General features: G+C 72.6%; 21 protein-coding genes. 10 read left to right on the forward strand and 11 right to left on the reverse strand.

Features of this window, described 5'->3' with window-relative positions; translation table 11 throughout:
• Nucleotides 1-63 precede the first annotated feature (63 nt).
• A complete protein-coding gene (locus NMN56_RS12050) occupies nt 64-888 on the forward strand; it encodes an aldo/keto reductase (RefSeq protein ID WP_274040028.1) in 825 nt (274 codons plus the stop codon).
• A 33-nt stretch (nt 889-921) separates the two neighbouring features.
• Here NMN56_RS12050 and NMN56_RS12055 read toward each other — a convergent pair whose 3' ends face one another.
• The gene (locus NMN56_RS12055) at nt 922-1,227 is read right to left on the reverse strand and encodes a 4a-hydroxytetrahydrobiopterin dehydratase (protein WP_274040029.1); all 306 of its coding nucleotides are present in this window, start codon (nt 1,225-1,227) and stop codon (nt 922-924) included.
• Between the two features lie 75 nt (nt 1,228-1,302).
• On the opposite strand from NMN56_RS12055, the gene NMN56_RS12060 reads away from it, so the two are divergent.
• Nucleotides 1,303-2,115 carry a helix-turn-helix domain-containing protein gene (locus NMN56_RS12060; RefSeq protein ID WP_274040030.1) on the forward strand — a complete coding sequence of 271 codons (813 nt, stop codon included), beginning with the start codon at nt 1,303-1,305 and terminating at the stop codon, nt 2,113-2,115.
• Nucleotides 2,116-2,159: 44 nt separating this feature from the next.
• Here the strand turns inward: NMN56_RS12060 and NMN56_RS12065 are convergent, their stop codons facing one another.
• The 3 genes from NMN56_RS12065 to NMN56_RS12075 form a co-directional block, all read right to left on the reverse strand.
• A complete protein-coding gene (locus NMN56_RS12065) occupies nt 2,160-3,389 on the reverse strand; it encodes a globin domain-containing protein (protein ID WP_274040521.1) in 1,230 nt (409 codons plus the stop codon).
• 105 nt (nt 3,390-3,494) lie between these two features.
• Nucleotides 3,495-3,971, reverse strand: coding sequence for an RrF2 family transcriptional regulator (locus NMN56_RS12070; protein WP_274040031.1), 477 nt, complete (start codon nt 3,969-3,971; stop codon nt 3,495-3,497).
• A 96-nt stretch (nt 3,972-4,067) separates the two neighbouring features.
• A complete protein-coding gene (locus NMN56_RS12075) occupies nt 4,068-4,373 on the reverse strand; it encodes a YrhK family protein (protein ID WP_274040032.1) in 306 nt (101 codons plus the stop codon).
• 175 nt (nt 4,374-4,548) lie between these two features.
• Here NMN56_RS12075 and NMN56_RS12080 point away from each other — a divergent pair, with 175 nt between their 5' ends.
• A complete protein-coding gene (locus NMN56_RS12080) occupies nt 4,549-5,634 on the forward strand; it encodes a fatty acid desaturase family protein (RefSeq protein ID WP_274040033.1) in 1,086 nt (361 codons plus the stop codon).
• Nucleotides 5,635-5,653: 19 nt separating this feature from the next.
• On the opposite strand, the gene NMN56_RS12085 is transcribed toward NMN56_RS12080, so the two are convergent.
• On the reverse strand, nt 5,654-7,735 hold the full coding sequence (locus NMN56_RS12085; protein WP_274040522.1) for a phage holin family protein: 2,082 nt from the start codon (nt 7,733-7,735) through the stop codon (nt 5,654-5,656).
• Nucleotides 7,736-8,023: 288 nt separating this feature from the next.
• On the opposite strand from NMN56_RS12085, the gene NMN56_RS12090 reads away from it, so the two are divergent.
• Entirely contained in the window at nt 8,024-8,800 is a 777-nt protein-coding gene (locus NMN56_RS12090; RefSeq protein WP_274040034.1) for an MBL fold metallo-hydrolase, read from the forward strand.
• Between the two features lie 29 nt (nt 8,801-8,829).
• Nucleotides 8,830-9,462, forward strand: a complete 633-nt coding sequence (locus NMN56_RS12095; RefSeq protein WP_274040523.1) for a DedA family protein — start codon at nt 8,830-8,832, stop codon at nt 9,460-9,462.
• Here the strand turns inward: NMN56_RS12095 and NMN56_RS12100 are convergent.
• The 3 genes from NMN56_RS12100 to NMN56_RS12110 form a co-directional block, all read right to left on the reverse strand.
• Nucleotides 9,445-10,452, reverse strand: coding sequence for an MBL fold metallo-hydrolase (locus NMN56_RS12100; protein ID WP_274040035.1), 1,008 nt, complete (start codon nt 10,450-10,452; stop codon nt 9,445-9,447). The genes NMN56_RS12095 and NMN56_RS12100 overlap by 18 nt on opposite strands.
• Nucleotides 10,453-10,688: 236 nt before the next feature.
• Nucleotides 10,689-11,924: an aminotransferase class I/II-fold pyridoxal phosphate-dependent enzyme gene (locus NMN56_RS12105; protein WP_280842634.1), complete on the reverse strand. Its 1,236-nt coding sequence runs from the start codon at nt 11,922-11,924 to the stop codon at nt 10,689-10,691.
• A 104-nt stretch (nt 11,925-12,028) separates the two neighbouring features.
• Complete coding sequence (locus NMN56_RS12110) at nt 12,029-12,904, reverse strand: ANTAR domain-containing response regulator (protein WP_274040037.1); 876 nt, start codon at nt 12,902-12,904, stop codon at nt 12,029-12,031.
• Between the two features lie 122 nt (nt 12,905-13,026).
• Between NMN56_RS12110 and NMN56_RS12115 the strand changes: the two genes are divergently transcribed.
• Nucleotides 13,027-14,226, forward strand: a complete 1,200-nt coding sequence (locus NMN56_RS12115) for a PAS domain-containing protein (protein ID WP_274040038.1) — start codon at nt 13,027-13,029, stop codon at nt 14,224-14,226.
• A gap of 90 nt (nt 14,227-14,316) precedes the next feature.
• On the opposite strand, the gene NMN56_RS12120 is transcribed toward NMN56_RS12115, so the two are convergent.
• Nucleotides 14,317-15,156 (reverse strand): SigB/SigF/SigG family RNA polymerase sigma factor, encoded by an 840-nt coding sequence (locus tag NMN56_RS12120; RefSeq protein ID WP_274040039.1) that lies wholly within the window; start codon nt 15,154-15,156, stop codon nt 14,317-14,319.
• 272 nt (nt 15,157-15,428) lie between these two features.
• Here NMN56_RS12120 and NMN56_RS12125 point away from each other — a divergent pair, with 272 nt between their 5' ends.
• From NMN56_RS12125 to NMN56_RS12140, 4 genes are all read left to right on the forward strand, one after another.
• Complete coding sequence (locus tag NMN56_RS12125; protein WP_274040040.1) at nt 15,429-15,881, forward strand: CBS domain-containing protein; 453 nt, start codon at nt 15,429-15,431, stop codon at nt 15,879-15,881.
• A gap of 64 nt (nt 15,882-15,945) precedes the next feature.
• Entirely contained in the window at nt 15,946-17,604 is a 1,659-nt protein-coding gene (locus NMN56_RS12130; RefSeq protein ID WP_274040041.1) for a bifunctional phosphatase PAP2/diacylglycerol kinase family protein, read from the forward strand.
• Between the two features lie 157 nt (nt 17,605-17,761).
• A complete protein-coding gene (locus tag NMN56_RS12135) occupies nt 17,762-18,571 on the forward strand; it encodes a methyltransferase domain-containing protein (protein WP_274040042.1) in 810 nt (269 codons plus the stop codon).
• A gap of 122 nt (nt 18,572-18,693) precedes the next feature.
• Nucleotides 18,694-19,050, forward strand: a complete 357-nt coding sequence (locus NMN56_RS12140) for a VOC family protein (RefSeq protein WP_274040043.1) — start codon at nt 18,694-18,696, stop codon at nt 19,048-19,050.
• Between the two features lie 169 nt (nt 19,051-19,219).
• Here NMN56_RS12140 and NMN56_RS12145 read toward each other — a convergent pair whose 3' ends face one another.
• Together NMN56_RS12145 and NMN56_RS12150 are read right to left on the reverse strand one after the other, a co-directional pair.
• On the reverse strand, nt 19,220-21,343 hold the full coding sequence (locus NMN56_RS12145; RefSeq protein WP_274040044.1) for a DUF5107 domain-containing protein: 2,124 nt from the start codon (nt 21,341-21,343) through the stop codon (nt 19,220-19,222).
• Nucleotides 21,344-21,469: 126 nt separating this feature from the next.
• Nucleotides 21,470-22,381 (reverse strand): arginase family protein, encoded by a 912-nt coding sequence (locus NMN56_RS12150; protein ID WP_274040045.1) that lies wholly within the window; start codon nt 22,379-22,381, stop codon nt 21,470-21,472.
• Nucleotides 22,382-22,399 lie beyond the last annotated feature (18 nt).

Raw genomic sequence — 22,399 nt, forward strand, 5'->3', positions numbered from 1 at the left:
CTGATCGTTCACCATGAGGGCGACAGAGAACATCATCAGTAACTGAACGTGAGGACCGAAAGCGTGAGCAACGTTCCCGCCATTACGCTCAACAACGGCGTCACGATGCCGCAGCTCGGCTTCGGCGTCTGGCAGGTGCCGGACGACGAGGCCCAGTCGGCCGTGACGAGTGCGCTGGAGGCCGGATACCGCAGCATCGACACGGCTGCGGTGTACCAGAACGAAGAGGGCGTCGGCCGGGCGCTGGCCGCCACGGACCTGCCCCGCGACGAGCTGTTCGTCACCACCAAGCTGTGGAACAGCGAGCAGGGCTACGACACGACGCTGCGTGCCTTCGACGCCTCGCTGGCCAAGCTCGGCCTCGACCAGGTCGACCTGTACCTCATCCACTGGCCGATGCCGAGCGCGGACACGTACGTGGACACCTGGAGGGCGTTCGAGAAGATCTACGCCGACGGCCGCGCCCGCGCCATCGGTGTCTCCAACTTCCAGCCCACGCACCTCAACCGGCTGATCGAGCTGGACAGCGCCGTACCCGCGCTCAACCAGATCGAGCTGCACCCGAGGCTCCAGCAGTCCGTGCCCCGTGCCTTCCACGCCGACCACGGCATCGCCACCGAGGCGTGGTCGCCGCTGGGCCAGGGCGGGGACCTGCTCAAGGAGCCCAGGCTGACCGAGCTGGCCGACAGGCACGGCAAGACGGTGGCCCAGGTCGTGCTGCGCTGGCACCTCCAGCTCGGCAACGTGGTCATCCCGAAGTCCGTGACGCCCTCGCGCATCCGCGAGAACATCGACGTCTTCGACTTCGAGCTGAGCGGCGAGGACATGGCCGCCATCGGCGGCCTCAACGCCGACGCCCGGCTGGGCGACGACCCCGACACCATGTAGTACCCGCCGGGGCAGCCGGCCGGCGCCCCGGTGTCAGCTCGCCCCGTGGCCCGGCGCGATCTCCTCGACGCGCCGGGCCAGGGCGATGTCCAGCTCGGTGATCCGGCCGCCGACACTGTGCGTGTTCACGGTCAGGGACAGCTTGTTGTAGCCGAGCGTCAGGTCAGAGTGGTGGTTCAGCTCCTCCTGGATGGCGGCGATGTGGATGACCATCGCGGCGGCCGGCAGGTGCTTGGCGAAGGAGTACGTGCGCGAGACGCTGTCGCCGTCCGTCGTCCAGTGCGGGAGCGCGGCGAGCGCCGTCTCGGTCTCCTCGGGAGTCAGCGGCTTGGGCGCCATGGGAAGTTCCCTTCTGTGGGTCGGCCTGTTTACGGGGCCCAGAGTGCCACGCGCCGTCGGTTACCGTCGGGTCCCATGACGGCTCTGACGGACGGTCCCGCGATAGGCCCGCTGCTGCGCGGATGGCGCGAACGCGCGTCGCTCAGCCAGCTCGAACTGGCCCTGCGCGCCGACTCCTCGGCACGCCACATCAGCTTCATCGAGACCGGTAGGACGGCACCCAGCCGCGAGATGGTGCTGAAGCTCGCCTGCACCCTGGACGTGCCGGTCAGGGAGCGCAACGCCCTGCTGCTGGCGGCCGGTTACGCGCCCGCCTTCCCCGCCACCCCCATGGACGACCCGGAGTTCGCCGAGGTCAGGGCCGGCCTGGAGCGGATGGTCACCGCCTACGAGCCGTATCCCGCGCTGATCCTCAACGGCGCGTACGAGGTGGTCGCGGCCAACCAGGGCATCGCCCTGCTCATGGAAGGCGTGGCCCCGCATCTGCTGGAGCCCGTGCCCAACGCGATGCGCGTCACGCTGCACCCGGAGGGCATGGCGCCACGCATCCGTAACCTCCCCGAGTGGCGCGGCCATCTGCTGGCCCAGATGCGCCGTCAGCTCGCGCTCCACCGCTCGGCCCCGCTGCGCAGCCTGTACGAGGAGGTCGCGGGGTACCCGGCGCCCGACGGCTCATCGCCGCTGGAACGTGAGCCGGGGCCGCCGGGCGGCGATCCCGGTACGCGCTTCGCGCTGCCGCTGATGATCGAACTGGACGGCCGGACCCTGTCGTTCCTCTCGACCATCGCCACGTTCAACACCCCGCTGGACGTGACGGTCTCGGAGCTGGCCGTGGAGACGTTCCTGCCGGCCGACCCCGCGACGGCCAAGGCACTCAGAGCGGACTGAGCTGACTGAGCTGACTACTGAGCGACTGAGCGCCACCGGGCACTTCACCGCGCGAGCCACAGATCGGGGCCGAAGACCTCGTAGTGGATGTCGCCGGCCGGCACACCGCGCGCCAGGAGCTGGTCGCGCACACCCCGCATGAAGGGCAGCGGCCCGCACAGGTAGGCGCGTACGCGCTCGGGCAGCTCCAGCCCTGACAGGTCCATGCGCCCGGTGCGCCACTCGGCGGCGGAATCGTCGGCGGAATCGGCAGCGGGCTCGTCGGCATGCTCGTACCAGACGTACGAGCGGGCTTCGGCGAGCTTGGTGACCAGCCGTTCCCGCTCGGCGCGCAGCGCGTGCGTGGCGGGGGAACGGTCGGCGTGCAGCGCCAGCACGGACCCCTGGTGCCCCTGGGCGACCAGGTGGTGGAGCATCGAGTGGAACGGGGTGCAGCCGATCCCGGCCGACGCGAACAGCAGGGCCGTTTCGGTGTCTTCGGCCGCTTCCGTCTCCAGTACGAGGTCTCCGTAGGGCGCGGAGACGGTCAGCGTGCAGCCCTCGCGCACCTGGTCGTGCAGCTGGTGGGAGACCTCACCCGCCACACCGCCCTCGGGCAGCTCGCGCTTGACGGTGAAGGAGTGCACGGGGTCGCCGGGCACGCCGGTGAGGCTGTACTGCCTGATCTGGCGGGCGCCGTCGGGGAGTTCGGCCTGTACGGAGATGTACTGGCCCGCGCTGAAGTGCGGCGCCGCGCGTCCGTCGGCGGGACGGATGCGGAAGGTGACGGCCTCCGGCGTCTCCTGGATACGCTCCACGACCTCCCACTGACGCCAGGTGGCGCCGGTGAGCACGCCGTGGCGGGCGTAGAGCGCACGTTCGCTGTCGATGAGGGTCCTGGCCATGCGCCAGTAGACCTCGTCCCACGCGGCCACGACCTCGTCGGTCGCCGCGTCACCGAGCACTTCGCCGAGCGCGCCGAAGAGGTGTTCGTGCACGACGTCGTACTGCGCGGGCGCGACGCCGAGCGAGGCGTGCTTGTGAGCGATCCGCCGGAGCATCCCGTCGGCGTCCTTGCCGGGGGTGACAAGGGCCGTGGCGTAGGCGGCCACGGAGCCGGCGAGCGCGCGGGCCTGGGTGCCGGACGCCTGGTTGGCCCGGTTGAACAGGTTCCGCAGCAGTTCGGGGTGCGCGGTGAACATGCGGCGGTAGAACACGTCGCTGACGGTGCCGATGGCCTCGGCCACGACGGGGAGGGTGGCGCGGACGGTCGCGGCGGACTTCTGCGACAGCAGCGACGACGGCACGGGTTCCGGTGACGGCACGACGCACTCCAAAGTTGCACTAGAGATTCATATTCAACGGCGAAAAGAAGGCCCGCCCCTCACGGCGGGCACCGCCTACGCCTGCCGGGCGGGCTGCCCGCCCGGCGGACCCGCACCGCCGGAACCGCCCACGAGCCCGAGCAGCACGGGTCCCGTGGGCGGGCCGACGAGGTCGGCGACGGTCAGCGGATCGAGCGAGGCGTAGAACGCCTCCTGGGCCTGGCGCAGCGCGGTGCGCAGCCGACAGGCACGGTGCAGCGGGCAGGGCACGTCACCCTCGCAGTCGACGACATCGCCGACACCCTCGAACTCCCGCGCCAGCCAGCCGACGGACGCCGTGCGCCCCTCCTCGGTGAGCGCGAGCCCGCCGCCCCTGCCACGCCGTGTCTCCACGGCGCCGAGGCGCTGGAGCCTGCCCACCACCTTCGCGAGGTGGCTGTAGGGCACCTGCATGTCCTCGGCGACCTGCCGCGCGACGCACAGTTCGTCACCGGCGACCGCCAGCCGCATCACCACGCGCAGTGCCAGGTCCGTCGACTTCGCCAATCGCATGGCGGCAATCTAATAAAATACGCATCCAGGATGCAACTTTAGAAAAGCCATCCCCGCAGGGACCGTCAGCGGTGGTCCCGGTTCAGCAGCCCCGGTTCAGTAGTAGTCCTGGTTCGAGGAGTACAGTGCGGCACCGCCGCGCAGCCGCTTGATGTGCAGTTGCCTGCCGAGGCGGATGGCGGGCCTGATCATCAGCTCGACGCTGCCCAGCACGAAGCACCAGGTTCCGGCGCGCGTCCACTCCGGCGAGAAGAACATGATGCTGCCGATGAGGAACCAGACGGCGATGAGGATGTCGTTGAGGACGCTCGCCGCCTCGTAGCGCTGCTGGACGACGAGTTCGTCCCGGCCGATGTGCAGGGTCAGCGCGCCGTCTTCCCGGCGGGACTGGGGCTCGGACACGAGAGCGCACGCTAGCGCACGCGGAACGGCCAGGACGCCGTGACGAGCCGGACAAATGGCGTGATTCCGGCGCTGAGGGTGTACCTAGCTACACCCTCGTGGGCACGACAGCCCCCGCTTCACAGGCATGCTGCACGGCTGTCGGGAGCAGGCCCCGCACGGCCAGGCTTGAGACATGACGACAGCGATCGAAGCACCACCCGGGGTACCGTCCGGGCAGCGCGGCCCCAAGGGTCAGGGCAGCGACTTCTCTCGGCTCTCCCGCAGGATCTCCGAAGCGGGGCTGATGGCACGTCGGCCCGGCTACTACACCGCGCGCATCGCCCTGGTCGGACTCGCGTTCATCGCGGGCTGGGTGGCGCTCTTCACCGTGGGCGAATCCTGGTGGCAGCTCGCGATCGCCGCGTACCTGGGCGTGATGTACGGCCAGTTGGCACTGGTGGCCCACGACCTGGCGCACCGCCAGGTCTTCAAGGGACGCCGCGCGAGCGAGGTCGCCGGCCGGATCGTCGGCAACCTGTGCATCGGGATGTCGTACGGCTGGTGGATGAACAAGCACACCCGCCACCACGCCAACCCCAACCACGAGGAGCTGGACCCGGACGTCGCGCCCGACATCCTCGTGTGGTCCCAGGAGCAGGCCAGGGAAGCCCGTGGCCTCCCCCGCTTCATCGGCCGCCACCAGGCCGCGCTCTTCTTCCCCCTGCTAACGCTTGAGGGCTTCAACCTGCACGTCTCCGGCGTCAGGGCACTGCGCCAGCCGCACCTGAAGCGCAAGTGGCTGGAGGGCGGGCTGCTGCTCGTGCACACCGCCGCCTACCTGGGCGCGCTCTTCTACGTGATGCCGGTCGGCATGGCCCTCATCGTGCTTCTGCTGCACCACATGGTCTTCGGCGTCTACCTCGGCAGCATCTTCGCGCCCAACCACAAGGGCATGCCCACCCTCCGGGGCAACGAGCGGCCCGACTTCCTGCGCCGCCAGGTGCTCACCTCGCGCAACGTGCGCGGCGGCTGGTTCACCGATGTCGCGCTCGGCGGGCTCAACTACCAGATCGAGCACCACCTCTTCCCCAGCATGCCCAGCCCGCACCTGCGCAAGGCGCGGCCCCTCGTGCGCGACTTCTGCGCCGAGCTGGACGTCTCGTACCACGAGACCGGGCTCATCGAGTCCTGGCGCGAGGCGCTGCGGCACCTGGACGAGGTCGGCGTGCCGATCCGTGAGAGCTCCGGCCCACGGGAGCCCCAGGCCCCCGTGGCCTGACGGCCTTCCTTCCACCGGCTCACGCACGGGGCGCGGCGGGCAGCCGCTCGCCCCGTACGGGCCGTGGGTCGGTACGGCCGCGTGGCTCGGCCGACTCGGCCAGCCAGCGCCTGAGCACCCTGTGCACGGCGCCGGCGCCCACCAGCTCGGCCCCCGGCTCGGCCGGGGGTGACAGCTCCAGCGGGGACAGCAGGAAGGCGTGCCCCTGCTCCCCGCCGAGGCCGCCATGGGAACCGATCTGCTCCTCGAACGCGTGCACGTCCCCGGTCAGGGGATCGAAGGCGGAGTTGACCATGAGGTCGGCCGTATGCGGAAAGCCCGCCGTACGGCGCACGGCGTCGGCCGCGCCGGGACCGAAGTCCGCCAGCGGATCGCGCGTACCGATGACCTCGCCCGTCGCCAGCCGGTGTTCCGAGCCCCCGCTGCCCAGCACGACAGGCCCGTGCTCCTCGCTCTCCACCAGGACGAACCCGATCCCCGGGTGCTCGGCGAGCGTGCGCAGCAGCGCGGGGCGGCGCTCCTCGAACTGCTCGCGGGTCATACGCCCCGGCACATCGGGGAACGAGACAAGGCCCAGGTTCCCCGAGGCGAGCACCACGGGCCCGGTGTCCCTGCGCGGCTTGCGCGGCGCCTCCTGGCCCGAGTCCTCCGGCCGGTGCAGCGCCGCACGCGCCGCGGCGCGTGCCTCGGAACCGCTGGCCGTACGCCCGGCGCGGCGCGGCACCTGGAGCCCGCTCCCCGCCCGTACGAGGTCCTCCAGCGTCAGCCCGTACGCCTCCTCGAACGTCTCCCCCGGGCTCTGCCCGTGGTCGGAGAGCACCACCAGCCGGTACGGCCGCGGCGCCCGCTCGGCGACCTTGGCGATCAGCGCGACCGAGCGGTCCAGGCGGCGCAGCACCTGGTGGGTGTCCCTGCCGCGTGGCCCGGAGTGGTGGGCCACCTCGTCGTAGCCGACCAGGTCGGCGTAGACGGCGGTACGTCCGCTGAGCATGTCGCCCAGGACGGCGGCGACCACCACGTCCCGCTCGACGACGGTCGCGAAGGCCCGGATGAACGGGTACAGCCCGCCGCGCCCCACCCGTGGCCGCTCGCGGCGCAGCAGCGCGCGCGTCGACTGCACCATCTCGCGCACGACCTCGGCGACGAACGAGACGGCGGTACGGGTCGCGTTCGCCGGGTCGGAGAAGTACGCGAAGTACCCGGCGCGCGAGCGGGTCTCCTTGCCGCGCCTGGCCGAGACCGACAGCACCAGCGCGACCTGCGCCGCGCCGCCCGTGAACAGGTTCCCCCTGCTCGCGCCGTCCTGCGCGAGCAGTCCCCGCTCCCCCGTACGCGCGACGGCGCGGCGCTGCAGCTCGGCGGCGCTGGACGGCCTGTTGCTGACCACCACCTCGCCCGTCTCCTTCTCGTACCAGCGGAAGGCGGGCACGTCCTCGTTGGTGCCGTGCAGGATGCCCAGTTGGCTGGCGCCGGTCTGGCTGGACCAGTCGGTGCGCCACCGGGTCAGCCTGTGGGTGTGCCCGCACAGGGCGGCGAGGGCCGGCATCAGCGGCTCGCCGTTCTCGCGCGGCTCCACCGCGTCGCGGAGCACGGCGTGCCCGAGCCCGTCGAGCTGGAGGAAGACGGTGCCCGGCGTGGACGGCGGCAGGGCGGCCCCCTCCCTGCGGCGCCTGCGTCCCGTGACGCGCGCGAGCCTGCGGCGGTAGGCGCCGTCGTCCCTGATCGCGAGGAGGGCGTTGGTCGCCGAGGAGGCCGCGGACATCGCGGCGGCCACCACGACCGCCATCGAGGGGTCCGTGCTGCCCCCTCCGTACGGGATGAGATACAGGGCGAGCCACAGGAGCGAACCGTTGAGGAAGAAGACCAGCAGTCCGAGCACCAGCGCCGGCACCAGCAGCAGGGCCCGTACGAGAATCGGCCACACCAGCGCGCTCAGCAGCCCGAAGGCCCCCGCGCCGACGGCGGCCGTGATACCGATCACGGTGGCGCTGTCCCGGCTGGCCGACTGGAGCCGGAAGTCGGGCAGCACTCCGGCGAGGACGAGCATGGTCAGGGTACTGGCCAGCCAGACGGCGCCCACCCGGAGCGAGGCAGCGCCCAGCGCCCGCCAGCGGATACCACGGAGGCCGGGACGGTGGAGGACACGGAGGTTACGGAGATCACGCAGCTTCCGCACGCCGTATCTTCACCTCCCTCACGGTCCTCACGGTTCGCAGGACATCGTCGGCGACATCCACTTTTGCACAGTCCCGGGACACGGCTGGACGAGGCGTGAACACGGGCTCGGTGACACGCGCACACCGGACCCGCTTACGCTCGTAGTGGCCACGAAGACGTCTGTGAAGGCTCAGCGCCTGAGAGGGGCCATACATTCCGGGGAGGAGCGCCCGTGCCGGTCGAGGTCACATGGTGGGGGCACGCCACAGCGACCGTGCGGGACTCGGGGGTCACGGTGCTGACCGACCCGCTGTTCGTACGGCGCATGGCCCATCTGCGCCGCAGGCGCGGCGAACTGCCGCCCCGCGAGGCCGCCGTCGCCGACGTGGTGCTGATCTCCCATCTGCACGCCGACCATCTGCACGTCGGCTCGCTCTCGCGGCTCATGCCGGGAACCCGTGTGGTGCTGCCGCGCGGCGCCGTGCGCGCGGTGCCCGGGCTGCGCCGGGTGGCGCCGCTGCTGGAGCTGAACGAGGTGGAGCCCGGTGACGAGATCGCCGTCGGACCCGTGACCGTACGTGCCGTGCCCGCCTCGCACGACGGACGGCGGCTGCCGGTCGGGCCGCACGGCCCTCCGGCCCTCGGCTATGTCGTCGAGGGCGAGGCCCGCACCTACTTCGCGGGCGACACCGGCCTGTTCGACGGGATGGAGCGTGCCGTGGGCCCCGTGGACACGGCCCTGCTGCCGGTGGGCGGCTGGGGCCCGTTCCTGGGCGAGCACCATCTGGACGCGGGGCGCGCGGCGGAGGCGCTGGCCAGGCTGCGCCCACGCAGCGCCGTACCGGTGCATTTCGGCACGTACTGGCCGATCGGCATGGACGCGGTCAGACCCCATGAATTCCACTCCCCCGGTGAGGAGTTCGTACGGCTCGCCGCCGAACCCGCGCCCGAGGTCGCGGTGCACCTGCTGGCGCACGGCGAGAGCGTGCGGCTGGAGGCGACCCGGTGAGCGGAGTACTCGCGGACGGACTCGGGACGGTGGCCGAGTCCGTCTCCCGGGCCGTGGTGACCCCGCCGGAGGGCACCCAGCAGGCCGTCGGCTATCCGTCGCTCTTCCTGCTGGTCGTGCTGGGCTCGCTGGTGCCCGTGGTGCCGACGGGCGCGCTGGTGAGCGGCGCCGCCGTCGTGGCGATGCATCAGAGCCTGCCCGCGCTCTCGCTGCTGACCGTCTTCGGTGTGGCCTCGCTCGCGGCCTTCCTCGGCGACCTGGGGCTCTACTGGCTGGGCAAGCGCGGTATCGGTTCGAAGAACGGCTCGCGCTGGCTGGCCGCGCTGCGCGAGCGCGCCGCACCCGAGCGGCTGGCGCAGGCGGACAAGAAGCTGCGCGAGCACGGTGTCGCCGTCCTGGTCCTCTCCCGCCTCGTGCCGGCGGGGCGTATCCCGGTGATGCTGGCCTGCCTGCTCTCGCGTACGCCGCTGCGGCAGTTCGCGCGCGGCGACGTCCTCGCGTGCCTGGCCTGGGCCGCCGCCTACCAGTTGATCGGCGTCGCCGGCGGCTCGCTCTTCCCGAGCCCCTGGGAGGGGATCGCCGCAGCGGTGGGGCTCACGCTGCTGCTCAGCGCGGCCCCTTCGCTGTGGCGGAAGGTACGGCGCTCAGCCCAGCACCCGTGAGGCGCCGACCGGCAGGTCCCACAGGTCCTCGCGCTCACGCCCCGCGTCGCGCCAGGCGGATCTGACCCGGATCAGCGGCTCCAGCGGGGGCTCGCCCGAGAGCAGGAACGTCGACCAGTGCATCGGCGCCATCCTGCGGACCCCGAGGTCCTGGCAGGCGAGCACGGCCTCTTCGGGATCGGTGTGCACGGGCCGCAGCATCCAGCGCGGGTCGTAGGCACCGATGGGCATCAGCGCCAGGTCGATACCCGGGTAGCGGCGGCCGATCTCGCCGAACCAGTGTCCGTAACCCGTGTCCCCCGCGAAGTACAGCCGCTGCCCGTTCTTGTCGGTGAGCACCCAGCCGCCCCACAGCGAACGGCATGTGTCCGTCAGGCTGCGCTTGGACCAGTGGTGCGCGGGGACGAAGTCGAAGCGGACGCGGGCGTCTCCCCCGGGCACGGGCAGCTCGGCGCCCTCCCACCAGTCCAGCTCGGTCACGGTCGTGAAGCCGCGTCTGCGGCACCACTCACCGAGCCCCGCAGGCACGAACAGCGGGGTGTCGCGCGGCAGTCTTCGCAGGGTGGGCGCGTCGAGGTGGTCGTAGTGGTTGTGCGAGATGACCACGGCGTCGACCTTCGGCAGGTCCCGCCAGGCGACACCGACCGGGGTGACACGTGCCGGGGTGCCGAGGATCTTCCGGGACCACACCGGGTCGGTGAGCACGGTCAGCCCTCCGATCCGTACGACCCAGCTGGCGTGCCCCGCCCAGGTGACGGCGAGCGTGTCGGTGTCGGCGTCGGGCATCGGGCCCGGCGCGAAAGGGAGCTTCGGGATCTCCTCACGCAGCGCTGAGGACATGGGACGCATGGCGCCCTCGCGGGCGAGCCTGGCCATCGCACGGACCCCGGGCAGCGGGTGCGTGAGCCGGTCGGCGAAGCTGCGGGGCCACAGCCGCCGGGCGCCGAGCGGATGCGGCGGGGACGGGTGCAGGCGCGGCGTCTCCAGCATGACCGCACCGGAGTGCCCGGACCCGGCGCCGGTCCCGGCCCCGGCGGAGTGCGGACCCACCGGGGCAGCGGCACCCGGCGTGCCGGGCGACGAGGGCGTCGGGGCCGGCGAAGAGGCCGAGGAAGCGGAAGAGGCGGAAGAGGCAGAGGGCGCCGAAGAGGCCGGCGGCGACGAAGGAGAGGGCGTAGGAGAGGCGGAGTGTGGGCGCTCAGGGCGCTGCCCGGTCCGTTCGGTCACTAGTGAGAGCTCCCATCCGTGAGGTCGGCCAGCGCCGACTGCACCGCTGTCAACGCCTCGGCGGCGCCCGGCAATTCCAGCGGATTCCTGTCCTCGGGGACCATCGCTCTCCCGGCGCCCGCCGCATGCCCCGCGGGCCGGGCCCAGGCGGCGTCCGTCAGCGCGTGCGCGAGCACGTCCGTGGTCAGCCGCACCCGCAGCGCGTGCGGATCGTCGCCGAAACGATGTCCCCCAGCAGCGTACGGCCCCAGCCTGCGCACCAGTTCGGCCTCAAGCCCCGCGGCGTCCGTGATCCCGAGCACAGCCAGGCGCGGCCTGAACTGCTCCAGATCGATGTAGAGCTGCCGCCCCACGTGCGGCGGCCGGCACGGTGCGCCCACGCCGAGGACGGCGCGGTGCAGCGCGGCGGCGAAGGTGCCGTGCAGCCGGGCCGCCGAGGCGCGGCGTGCCCGCAGCGGTTCGGGTTCGGTCAGCGCCTCGGCCGCCGCCGTGCCCACCGGGTCGGACAGATCGGTGTGCAGCGCGGCGAGCACCTCGCGCACTTCCTCGCCCAGCGCGTGCCCGCGCCCCGTGCGGGGAAAGCGGGCGATCCCCGCGTGCAGCCCCGGCGGCAGCAGCGCGGGGCCGAGCCCGGCGAGCACGACGACACTGTCGGCGTCGGCGTGCCGGGAGGCGTCCAGCATCTCGGCGGGGCTCACGGTGACGGTGTCGTGCGGGCGGTGCGAGGTGTCGCGCCAGGTCTCGTCGCTGACGACGAGCAGCCCCTCGTCGGTCGCCGCCTCGCACACCTCGTGCAGCAGCTCGGGCGGTACGGCAGTCCCTGTGACGTCGTCGGCGACGGAGAGGACGAGCATGCCCGGCTCGTCGCCCTCCTCGCGCGCCCTGCGCACCGTCTCCAGCAGGACGAAGGGGTCGGGCACCCCGCCGCACTCGGCGGGAACCGGCACCCCGCGCGGAACCCGCCCGAGCAGCCTGACCTGCGGCGCGTACCAGGCCGAGCAGGGGCGCGGCAGCAGCACGCTGCCCCAACCTGCGCGGGAGACACGGGGTCCGCCGCCGCCCGCAGCCGCGAGGACGGCGAGCAGCAGCAGGGGCGCCCCGGGTGCGACGGCGACCTGCGAGGGTTCGGTGGGCATGCCACGCCGGTGCCAGTACGCGCACGCCGCCTCCCTGGTGGCCTCGGCGGGCGTACGGGGGGTCTCCTCCCCTTCAGGTCCCTGGTCGGTGCGCCGCATCCGTCCCTGCCTCCGCCGCTGTCCTTCAACCCGTACATCAGACAACCTTCACCTCCTCCACCTTGGCAGAAGGCGCTGACACCGGGAGCGGCGACACGTACCGGCTACGGCGTTCGCCCGAGCCGGCGCAGTTGCTCCTCCAGGCCGCGACCGCGCGTGCGCACGATGCCCTCCGCGAGGTCGTAGAGCTTGTGGTTGGTGCGCTGGGACAGGCGGCGCAGCAGCGCGAACGCCTCGTCGTCCGTGCACGCCGTGACGGCCATGACGATGCCGCAGGCGCGGTCGACGACGGGCCGGGAGCGCAGCGCCGTGTCGAGCTGTTCGACCTCTTCGAGCGCGGCCCTGTAGCGCACGTCGCGTACGAGCACGGAGGCGGCGAGGTCGCCGAGGAGCGCGGTGCTGGAGCGTACGTCCTCGTCGAGCAGATAGGGGCGGAAGGAGCAGACCGTGAGGGTCAGGACGAGCCCGTCCCGCAGGTAGGGAAGGGTGGTGCTGGAGCGCAGTCCCGACTCCAGGGCGCGGGCGCGGTATTCGGGCCAGCGTTCGGAGTAGAGGAAGTCGTCGCCGCCGGCCGGGCGGCCGGTCCGCAGGGATGTGGGTATCGGCCCCTCGCCGGTCTCGCGCTGTACGGCCACGAGCCCGGCGAGGTCGGGGTGGGTGACGGCGACGGGCAGTTCACCGCTGGCCGCCGTCTCCTCCAGCTCGCTCGGCTCCCCCGGCTCGCCGGCGCCCGGGGGGAGGCCGGGCAGCCCCGGCACCCCCCGCGCGGCAGAACCGGAAGCAGCCGCTCCAGACGCGGACGCCTCCGTCAGCGTGGCGATGGCACCGCAGCAGTCGGGGCTGAACCTGGCCGCCTGTTCGGCGAGATGAGCCAGGCTCCGCCGTACGGATCCCTCGCCCGGCGGTCGTTCCTCGGGATCGATGTGAGCCGCTTCCGTGGGGGTGGTGCCGGGAAAGGGGACGTGCCGGGGAGTGCTCATAGGCGCCCGTGTTCCCGGCGGGAGAGATCAGAAAACGGACGTATGTACCTACTGGTGCGCGGAATCCGTTGGGAAAGTCACGCCACGGGACGCTCCGTACTCCCTAGGGCTAGGTTGAGCGCATGACCGGGGTTAATGAGTTCGGGACCGAACTCGCAGATTTCCGACGGCGTGTCGACGAACTGAAGTCGGCGCGCGCTCTTCCGGGCACCGAGCCGCTGCCCACACTCGATGCGGCTCTCTTCGAACTCCAGCACGCGGTCGACGTGCTGTGGCCCCGGGTCGAGGCACTGGTCGCCTCGAAGAAGCCCTCGGGCGACCACTCCGACGCGCGCGAACAGCAGACCCTGCGTGCCCTCTTCCAGCGGCTCCCCGTAGCGGTCGCCCTGCTGGACCGGGACGGTGTGGTGCGGCGGCTGAACGTGGCGGCGGCCGAACTGTTCGGCATCGGGGCCGGCTACGCGTCGGGGCGCGCGCTGACCGGCGCGCTCGCGCACAGCTCACGGGCGGCCTTCCGCTCCCAGGTGGCGGCCGTCGCCAGGGGGGAGGGCTCGCGGAGCCTCCGCGTACAGCTCCTGCGCGCGCCGCACGGCGAGACAGCGGCCAACGGTGAGCTGCGCGTGACGCTCAGCGAGCTGCGCCCGCCCCGGGAGCAGCGCAGTGCCGTGCTGTCGGTCTTCCAGCTCGTCGCGCACGCGGCGCCCAGCGCCCTCGCCTCAACCGGCACCCACACAGGGGTGCCGCGCCCGGGGCTCGCCGAGATGTCACGGCACACCGAACTCCTGGACGTGGTGGACGACATGGCGGCCGAGCTGCTCGTCTCCTCCTCGGCGCACGAGGCGACGGAGCGTGCGGCTGCCGTACTGCACGAACGGTTCGCCGACTGGGTGATCGTCGACAGGCGGTGCACCAGCGGGCGGCTGCGCCGCCACACCGTGCTCGGCTCGGGCGACACCGCGCACATACGCGAGGAGGTCGCGGCCCAGGACCCCTCCCATGTGCCCGTGGTCGCCGACGCGGCCGAACGCGGTTCCGAGTCCCTGCTCGTGCGCCCCGAGGACCCCGAGGCACTCGGCCGGGACTCGGCGGGGGCGCCCGTCCTGGTCAGCACGGAGGTCAGCTCGCTGCTGTGCGTACCGCTGACCGTGCCGCCCAGCCCCTCGGGCCGGGAGGGAAGGACCGGGCGGCGGACGGGCGGACGGACGATGGGGGCGCTGACCCTGCTGCGTACCGGCGGCAGGCGCACCTTCGAGTTGGCCGAGGCGGGGGCGGTCGACCGGATGGCGCGGCACCTGGCACTGGCCCTGCGCCGCTACGAGTGAGCACTCCTCCCGCTACGGGCGAGCGCTCCTCCCGGCCGCGGCACGCGCGGCACGGAAGCGTGCCGCGCGTGCCCCGTGGCCGCTTCGCGGCTACGCCGCTACGGCCGAGCGCGCACCGTCGTGCTCGTGGTGACGGCGGTCGGACTCCACCTCCTGGTGGATACGGCTGCACGTCCGGGTGATGAGCCGGGACACGTGCATCTGCGAGATCCCGAGCTGTTCGGCGATCCGGCTCTGCGTCATGTCGCAGAAGAAGCGCATGTAGAGAATGTCGCGTTCGCGCTCGGGCAGCTGCCGCAGCCGCGGCTTGACGGCCTCGCGGTAGACGACCCGTTCGAAGCCGGGTTCGGAGGCACCGATGGTGTCGGCCAGCGAGTAGCCGTCGTCGGCCCCCGGCAGCTCGGCGTCCAGCGAGAGCGTGCTGTAGCTCTCCAGCGCCTCCATGCCCACGAGGACATCCTCCTCGCTCAGCCCGCTGTGCTCCGCGATCTGCGCGACGGTCGGGCTGTGCCCGTCGAGCCCGAGGCTCAGTTCGCGCTGCGTCGTGCGGACACGGTTGCGCAGTTCCTGCACGCGGCGCGGAACGTGCAGGCCCCACATGTGGTCACGGAAGTGCCGCTTGATCTCCCCCACGATGGTCGGCACGGCAAAGCTCTCGAACGCGCAGCCGCGTGAGATGTCGTACCGTGCGACGGCCTTCACGAGGCCGAGTGCCGCCACCTGTTCGAGGTCTTCCAGCGCCTCGCCACGGTTGCGGAAGTGCCGGGCGAGCCGTCCCGCCATCGGCATCCAGGCCCGGACCACCCGCTGACGCAGCTCCTCCTTCTCCGGCCCGTCCTCCAACTGAGCGATGCGCCGGAAGTCACCAGAAGTGTCGGGAGCGTCATCGTGAGGATGCCTGGCGCGCTTCGTACGGGTGCGTACGGTCACTGTGCTCTCCCTATTGCTGTGCGGTGAACGGACAGTCACCGCGGGAGCAGACACAGGCGGGGCGAACGAAGCGCGCACAGGTCGCTCCCGCGGATGTGCCTTCTTTCCGAAGCACGGGGGTGCGGGTGCCCGACGGCTCGGTGGACAAACATCCGCGCCTCAGGTTCACGCCGTGTCCGCCGCCGGAACCGTGTCATCCGGCCGGGAGCGGGTACCCCGGCCCTCCCCGCCGCGCACACGGCGGGAGTTGGACGGACAGAAGGCGGAGGACGATGGCACAGTTCGTCAGGGAAGTCATGACGCCCGCGGCCACCACGGTGCGCCCGGACGCCTCACTCGTCGAGGCGGCCCAGCTGATGAGGGCCCAGGACATCGGCGATGTACTGGTTGCCAGGGGCGGCCGGTTGATGGGTGTGCTGACCGACCGGGACATCGCACTGCGTGCCGTGGCCGACGGTGTGGACCCGCTGAGCGTGAGCTGCCAGTCGGTGTGCACGCCCGACCCGGTGACGGTCGGCCCGGGGATGGAAATAGCCGCCGCGCTCGACCTGATGAGGAGCCATGCCATACGTCGGCTACCGGTGCTGGACAGCGGCGGGAGGCTGACCGGGATGGTCAGCATCGGCGACCTCGCCCAGGAGCGCGACCCCGACTCCGTTCTGGCTGAAATCAGTCGGGCGGCGCCCGACACCTGGATTCAGGAGGGGGCATCTCATTGGTCGTAGTAGACAAGTGACTGCACAACAGACATGACCGCGAAAATGCACCACCTGCGGAAGTGAGGCGGACATGACGGAACGCGACCTGCCGGAGCCCACGGCGCCGCCGGAATCCGGCGCCGCGGGTGCCGGAACCTACGGGATCTGGTCGCGGTGGGACCGCACGGTCTTCCGTCATGTGGCAGGCCGTCACTGGCCCGGCGCCGAACGCGTACTGCCCCGGCTGAGCCGGAGCGCCGACCACGGGCGCCTCTGGTTCGCCGTCGCCGCCGGGCTCACCGCCACCGGCGCCACCCCCGCCAAGCGGGCGGCGCTGCGCGGCACCGCCTCACTGGCGCTGGCCTCGGCCACCGTCAACACCATCGGCAAGCGCTCGATCCAGCGCGCCCGCCCGCTGCTGGACGGGGTCCCGCTCATACGGCGACTGCGCCGCCAGCCCTTCACCAGCTCGTTCCCCTCGGGACATGCCGCCTCGGCCGCCGCCTTCGCCACGGGCGTGGCCCTGGAGTCCCGGCGCTGGGGGCTCGCCGTCACACCCCTCGCGGCCTCCGTCGCGTTCTCCCGGATCTACACGGGGGTCCACTACCCCGGCGACGTCCTCGCGGGCGCGGCACTGGGCGTGGGCGCGGCCTTCGCGGTACGCGGACTGACACCCTCGCGCTCCCAGCTCCCCGCACCGGCACGCCCCGTCGCTGAGGCGCCCGCACTGCCGGAGGGTGCGGGGCTCGAACTCGTGGCGAACGTGACGGCCGGCCCCCTGGCCGCCTCCGGCGCACCCTCGGTTCCGGGCCCCGCCGCGCTGGTCACCCCGCCGTCGCTCACGGCAGGCGGGGCACGCGGAACGGACAGCGCACACGGCGAGCGCGGTGAGCGCGGACCGGAGCCGGCCGTGCTCGTCGCGCTGCGGTCGGCGCTGCCGCGCGCGAACGTCGTCAGCTGCGACCCGGCACACGACGAGCTGGGCGCCGAACTGGACGCAGCGGCGGCCAGGGCGGCCGAAGCGGGCGGCGCGCTGGGCGTGTGCGGAGGCGACGGCAGCGTCAACGCGGCGGCGCGCGCCGCCGTTCGGCACGGCGTCCCGCTGGTGGTGGTCCCGGGCGGCACCCGCAACCACTTCGCCGCCGACCTCGGCATCGACTCGGCCGGGGAGGTGCGCCGCGCGGTGACGGCGGGGCACGCGGTCGCCGTCGACCTGGGGCGCTTCACGCCGGTTCCCGGCGCCGCCGACGCGCACGGCACATTCGTGAACACGTTCAGCCTCGGCTCGTACCCCGAACTGGTGCGCGTCCGCGAGAAGTGGGCGCCCCGCGTCGGCAGCGGCCCCGCCGTACTGCTGGCCGCCTGGCACGTGCTGCGCAACTCACACCCCGTCGAGGCGGGGCTCGCCGGGCGCCCGCACACCCTGTGGCTCCTCTTCGCCGGCAACTGCGCCTACCGCGGCGTCGGCCTGGCACCGGTACGCCGGTACGACCTGGCGGACGGACTGCTGGACGTGCGCGCCGTCCCCGGCGGCTCCTGGGCCCGTACGCGGCTGCTGTGGTCCGCGCTCGGCGGCGTACTCGGACACCGGCACAGGCGCCATGCCACCCGGCTGCGCCAGCTGATGATCACCGGCATCCCACCGGGCTCGTCCCTGGCGTACGACGGCGAAGTCGCCCCGGCACCAGGCCAGTTGATGCTGACCAAGGACCACGAGGCACTGACGGTCTACCGACCGCTGCCTGAGTGAACGACCGAGCCGGGGGGCGAGGGCCGACCCTTGCCCCCTGTTTCCCGCACCTCGAGGGCGTAGGCGCTTTCTCGGAGCGCAGGCGGGGCGCCGGCGAGGCGTCCATATTCCGGAACGTTCTTGCTCACATGGCAAGACTCAGGTCTATCGTGCGGTCATGGCACAAGAGACCGCCGTGTACACCCACGGCCACCACGAGTCCGTCCTGCGTTCCCACACCTGGCGTACGGCAGCCAACTCCGCCGCGTACCTGCTCGGCGCGCTGCGGCCCGACGCACATGTCCTGGACATCGGCTGCGGCCCCGGCACCATCACGGCCGACCTGGCCGCGCTCGTCCCCCGGGGCTCGGTCACCGGGCTGGACGCCTCGGCGGACGTGCTCGCCCGCGCGCGTGCCACCGCGCGGGAACGCGGCCTGGAGAACACGGAGTTCACCACGGGCGACGTGCACGCGCTGGCCTTCGCCGACGACACCTTCTCCGTCGTCCACGCGCACCAGACCCTCCAGCACGTGGGCGACCCGGTGGGGGCGCTGCGCGAGATGCGCCGGGTGTGTGCCCCGGGCGGTGTGGTGGCGGTGCGGGACGCTGACTACGCCGGGATGTTCTGGTACCCGGAGGTGGCGGGCATGCCCGAATGGCTGGACCTCTACCGCCGCGTCGCGAGGGCCAACGGCGGCGACCCCGACGCGGGCCGCCGGCTGCACGCGTACGCGCGCGAGGCCGGATTCACGGATGTCACCGTGACCACCAGCACCTGGAACTTCCACACTCCGGAGGAACGCGCCTGGTGGAGCGGCCTGTGGGCCGACCGTACGGTGTCGTCCGACTACGCCGGCATCGCGGTGCGCGGCGGCCTCGCCACCCGCGAGGACCTGGAGCGCGTGGCCGAGGCATGGCGTACGTGGGGAGCGCACGAGGACGGCTGGTTCACGGTGGTGCACGGCGAGGTCCTCTGCCGCGTGTGAGCGGGCCCCGCCCTGCCGTGTGCAAGCGGGCCGCGGCACGTTGGCCAGGGCCGTGCGGGCCCAAAGAGGTGGGCTGCCAAGGGGGTTGGGCAGGGGCGCCCCGACGGATCTAGGCTGGGCACATGGATATTCTGGGGACCTCGCTGCGCATCTGTGTCGACGATCTGGACGCCGCCGTTCCGGTGTACGAACGCCTGGCGAGCGCGGAGGCCGTGCGCTTCCAGAACGGCCCCGTGGCCGTCGCGGCCGTCGGTCCCTTCTTCCTGATGAGCGGACCCGAGGGCCACCTCGAAGTCCTCCGCAAGATCGCGGCGACGCTCGCGGTCAAGGACGTGGACGAGGCGCTCGCCGACCTCCACACCGTGGGCGCCGAGATCATCGCGGGCCCCACGCCCACCCCCATCGGCCGCAACCTGGTGGCCCGCCACCCGGACGGCAGCATCTTCGAGTACGTCGACAGGCAGGGCGGCCAGGGGTAGCGGCACCTACCACGCAGCGCCGAACCCCTGCCCCTGGCCGCCCCGTCCAGGCCGAACGCACAGTCCAGGCCCGTACAGTCCAGCCCGGACGGCGCAGCTCAGTCCCGGCGCACAGTCCAGCCGGGACGCACAGCTCAGGCCGGGCACACTGCTCAGCCCGGCACACCGCTCAGGCCGGACGCATACGGAAGTCGTAGCGGTCGGGCAGGGGGTCGCTGGTCAGCGCGTGCCAGGTGTCGCTGAGTGCCTCCTCGCCCTCGCGCAGGTCCTCGACCTCGAACCCGGCGTCGAAGACGGCACGCGCCCCCGCGATGTCGCCCTGCGCGAGCAGGACTTGAGCGCGCAGCAGCCGGAAGCGACCGCGCAGGCCGGCGTTCGGGGGAAGACCGTCGAGAACCCCGGCGGCGTCATCGGGCCGGCCTGCCCCGAGCAGCGCCACGACGGCCTCGCGGGCGAGCGCGGCGAGCGCGGCGGCACCCGGCGACACCCCCGCGGCGCCGTCCACGGCGTCCACGGCTCCCGTGGCCTCCGCGACCTCACCCGTGGCCTCGTTCGTGGTCCTGTCCGTGGCCTCGTTCGCGGTCATGTCCGCGGTCATGTCGGCGAGCCTGCCCATGGTCCTGTCCGTGTGCGCCAGGCGGGTGCGTGCGTCGTGCACCGCGGCGAGGTAGCGCTCGGCGGCGCGTGCAGGGTTGCCGTCCTGCTGGTCGGCGACGGCCAGGCAGCGCAAAGCGGGCCAGCGCGCCGCCCGTTCGACGGACCGCTCCCAGCTGCGTACCGCCTGGGAACGGTCGCCCGCGTGCCACTGCGCGACGCCCAGGTGGTAGTCGAGCACGTGCTGCGGCGCCTCGGCCTCCGCATGCGCCGACTCCAGCAGCTCACGCCACTCGGGCGAGACGAGGGTGGGACCGGGAGGAACCTCTTCCGGGCCGCACGGAAGGGCGCCGGTACGCAGGAGTTCGGCCCACGGCTGCTGGTCGTCACCGAGCGCAGCCGCTTCGAACGGCGTGCCCGGCAGGCTGAACCCGCCCCGCTCGACCTCCAGCGCGCCCCAGCCCGAACCGCTCGCGAGCGGCGCTCCCCGTGGGTCCGTGTCGGCGCACGGGAGCCAGGCCGCGTAGGCGGCTTCCACCTCGGCGCGCGAGAGCGCCGCCTCCAGCCGCTCGCCGGTGTGGGCGCGCGCGGCGGCCCAGTCGTCGCCGTGCACGGTGGAGGGGTCGGCCGCCAGCGGCCCGTACGCCTCCAGCCAGGAGAACGCGCCGCCGGCCTCCAGCGGGACGTGTTCGAGCTGGGTACGGGCGAGGCCGGCCTGGATCTCCGCGTACCCCGGCGTGCCAGGCTCGGTCAGCCACTGCTGCCAGCGCCTGCCGCCGGGGCCCGAGCCCCAGACGAACAGCTTGCGCCCGCGCAGCACATCGGTCGAGGTCTGCACGAGGCCGTGGCCCCGCTCGTCCAGCGAAGCTATCCACTTGCGTGCGTCCTCGGGCACCTCGTAGAAGTAGTCCGCAGGAAAGCCGCTGCGCAGCGGGTACGTACGGTCGGCGCCCTCCCACTCGGGGACGGGGATGCGCCGCAACCGGCGCTCGTAGGCGAAGTACCAGGTCTCCTCGGCCGGCGCGAGCACACGGGTGTTCTCGTCCTCGGGGACGGCGATGTTCGACCACCAGTAGACGGGCACGGTGCGGTCGTGCGGGTTCCTGATGCGAACGCCGACGTACAGGAAGTCGGACCCCTCGGGCAGCCACAGATCGACCTGGAACGGGGTGTCGCGCAGCCTCTCCCACTCCCACAGCCGCACCATCGCGCCGTCACCGCGCGGCGCCGGTACGCGCGCGGCGTGCAGCGGGGCACAGGAGAGCGCCGTGTGCCCCGTGGCACCGATGTTCCATTCGACGCCGCCCGAGTACCAGGCCCCGTTGAGCGCGAAGTCGGCCGGCTGGAAGACGGGGTTGGCGTAGAGCAGTTCCCGCCGCGTCGGCTTGTGGAAGAGGGACGCGATACGGCCGCCGAGGCCGGGCAGCACGGTCGCGCGGAGCCGGTCGTTCTCGATCACGAGGGTGTCGAGCTGTGCCGGCTCGCGCTGCCGCCCGTATCCGTCGAGGAGCCGGGCGGGCAGCACCGTGCGCAGCGGCCCGTAGCCGACCTGGCGGGCCATCTCGGCCGGCAGCGCCGCCCGTTCGGACTCCTCCAGGCTGTGCGTCTCGTCCAGTGGCAGCAGCGCGGGCAGCGGATTCTCGGGGCCGAGCGGCGCGACGGGCAGGGTCAGTGTGCTGCGTCGTACGGTCGTGGCCACGGCAACCTCGCTTCTTCCATGCGTCTTTCGCGGGCGCCGCCGCCTTGCCGGGACCCCCGATGACCATGGAACACGGTCCGCCCCCGCTCCGCCAGGGTCTCCGGACGTTCGGCGGACCTCACCGGGTCACGGGCCCAGCACATCCGCCACGAGATCGGCGAGCAGCGCGGCGCAGGAGCCCTCGGGGTCGTCGCGGTCCGGGTCGTAGATGGTGAGCTGGAATCCGGCGCAGCGCGGAGAGGCGACCAACGGGCCCAGCAGCGCGCGGAGTTCGCCGGGGTAGAGGCCGCCTGGCTCGGCGCTGTCGACCGCGGGCATCACGCTCGGGTCGAGCACGTCGGCGTCCATGTGCACCCAGAACCCGTCGAGCCCGGGTGCCTCCAGACGGTCCAGCGCCTCCCGCGCCACGGCCTCGGGGCCCTGCTCGCGGACGGTGCTGACGGCCGTGTACGCGATACCGAGGGACGACAGCTCCTCGAACACGTTCTCCGGCTCGTTCTCGGCGTCCCGCAGCCCGAGCAGTACGAGGTCCTCGTCGCGCGTGTAGGGGCGCAGCCCCTCCAGGTCGGTGAGGTCACGCTGTCCGCGCCCGGTGACCAGCGCGACGTCCTCGCCTCCGGCGGCGCCCACATGGGTCGCGTTGCCCGGGTGCCGGAAGTCGTCGTGCCCGTCGAGGTAGGCGAGCCCGTAGCGGCCGACGCGCCGCAGCCCGAGCGAGGAGCCCAGCACGATGGAACAGTCACCGCCGAGCACCACGGTGAAGTCGCCGGCGCGCACGTGCTGTTCGACCCTGTCGGCGAGGCGGCGCGCGTACGCGGCCAGCGCCCCTGCGTGGAACACCCCGTCGCCGGGCTGCCATTCGCCCCTGTCGTAGCGGGGCGGCACCACGACGCCGCCCTCCTCGGCACCGATCCTGCGGGGCAGCCCCTGTTCCCGCAGCGCACCCGCGAGCTTGTAGCAGCCGGGCACGGCGCCGGGGACCGGCGGGCGCAGGCCGAGGTTGGAAGGAGCCTCGATCAGAATCGTGCGTCTGTCCATCCGGGCATTCTGCCCGGC

The sequence above is a fragment of the Streptomyces iconiensis genome (assembly GCF_028657195.3).
GTDB classification, from domain to species: domain Bacteria; phylum Actinomycetota; class Actinomycetes; order Streptomycetales; family Streptomycetaceae; genus Streptomyces; species Streptomyces iconiensis.

Bases quoted from the DNA above. Each gene is read 5' to 3' on its own strand.
- NMN56_RS12055 (WP_274040029.1), bottom strand. From the start codon at position 1,227: ATGGCGCCCAAGCCGCTGACTCCCGAGGAGACCGAGACGGCGCTCGCC.
- NMN56_RS12060 (WP_274040030.1), top strand. From the start codon at position 1,303: ATGACGGCTCTGACGGACGGTCCCGCGATAGGCCCGCTGCTGCGCGGA.
- NMN56_RS12070 (WP_274040031.1), bottom strand. From the start codon at position 3,971: ATGCGATTGGCGAAGTCGACGGACCTGGCACTGCGCGTGGTGATGCGG.
- NMN56_RS12080 (WP_274040033.1), top strand. From the start codon at position 4,549: ATGACGACAGCGATCGAAGCACCACCCGGGGTACCGTCCGGGCAGCGC.
- NMN56_RS12100 (WP_274040035.1), bottom strand. From the start codon at position 10,452: ATGCTGGAGACGCCGCGCCTGCACCCGTCCCCGCCGCATCCGCTCGGC.
- NMN56_RS12105 (WP_280842634.1), bottom strand. From the start codon at position 11,924: ATGCGGCGCACCGACCAGGGACCTGAAGGGGAGGAGACCCCCCGTACG.
- NMN56_RS12110 (WP_274040037.1), bottom strand. From the start codon at position 12,904: ATGAGCACTCCCCGGCACGTCCCCTTTCCCGGCACCACCCCCACGGAA.
- NMN56_RS12115 (WP_274040038.1), top strand. From the start codon at position 13,027: ATGACCGGGGTTAATGAGTTCGGGACCGAACTCGCAGATTTCCGACGG.
- NMN56_RS12125 (WP_274040040.1), top strand. From the start codon at position 15,429: ATGGCACAGTTCGTCAGGGAAGTCATGACGCCCGCGGCCACCACGGTG.
- NMN56_RS12130 (WP_274040041.1), top strand. From the start codon at position 15,946: ATGACGGAACGCGACCTGCCGGAGCCCACGGCGCCGCCGGAATCCGGC.
- NMN56_RS12135 (WP_274040042.1), top strand. From the start codon at position 17,762: ATGGCACAAGAGACCGCCGTGTACACCCACGGCCACCACGAGTCCGTC.
- NMN56_RS12140 (WP_274040043.1), top strand. From the start codon at position 18,694: ATGGATATTCTGGGGACCTCGCTGCGCATCTGTGTCGACGATCTGGAC.
- NMN56_RS12150 (WP_274040045.1), bottom strand. From the start codon at position 22,381: ATGGACAGACGCACGATTCTGATCGAGGCTCCTTCCAACCTCGGCCTG.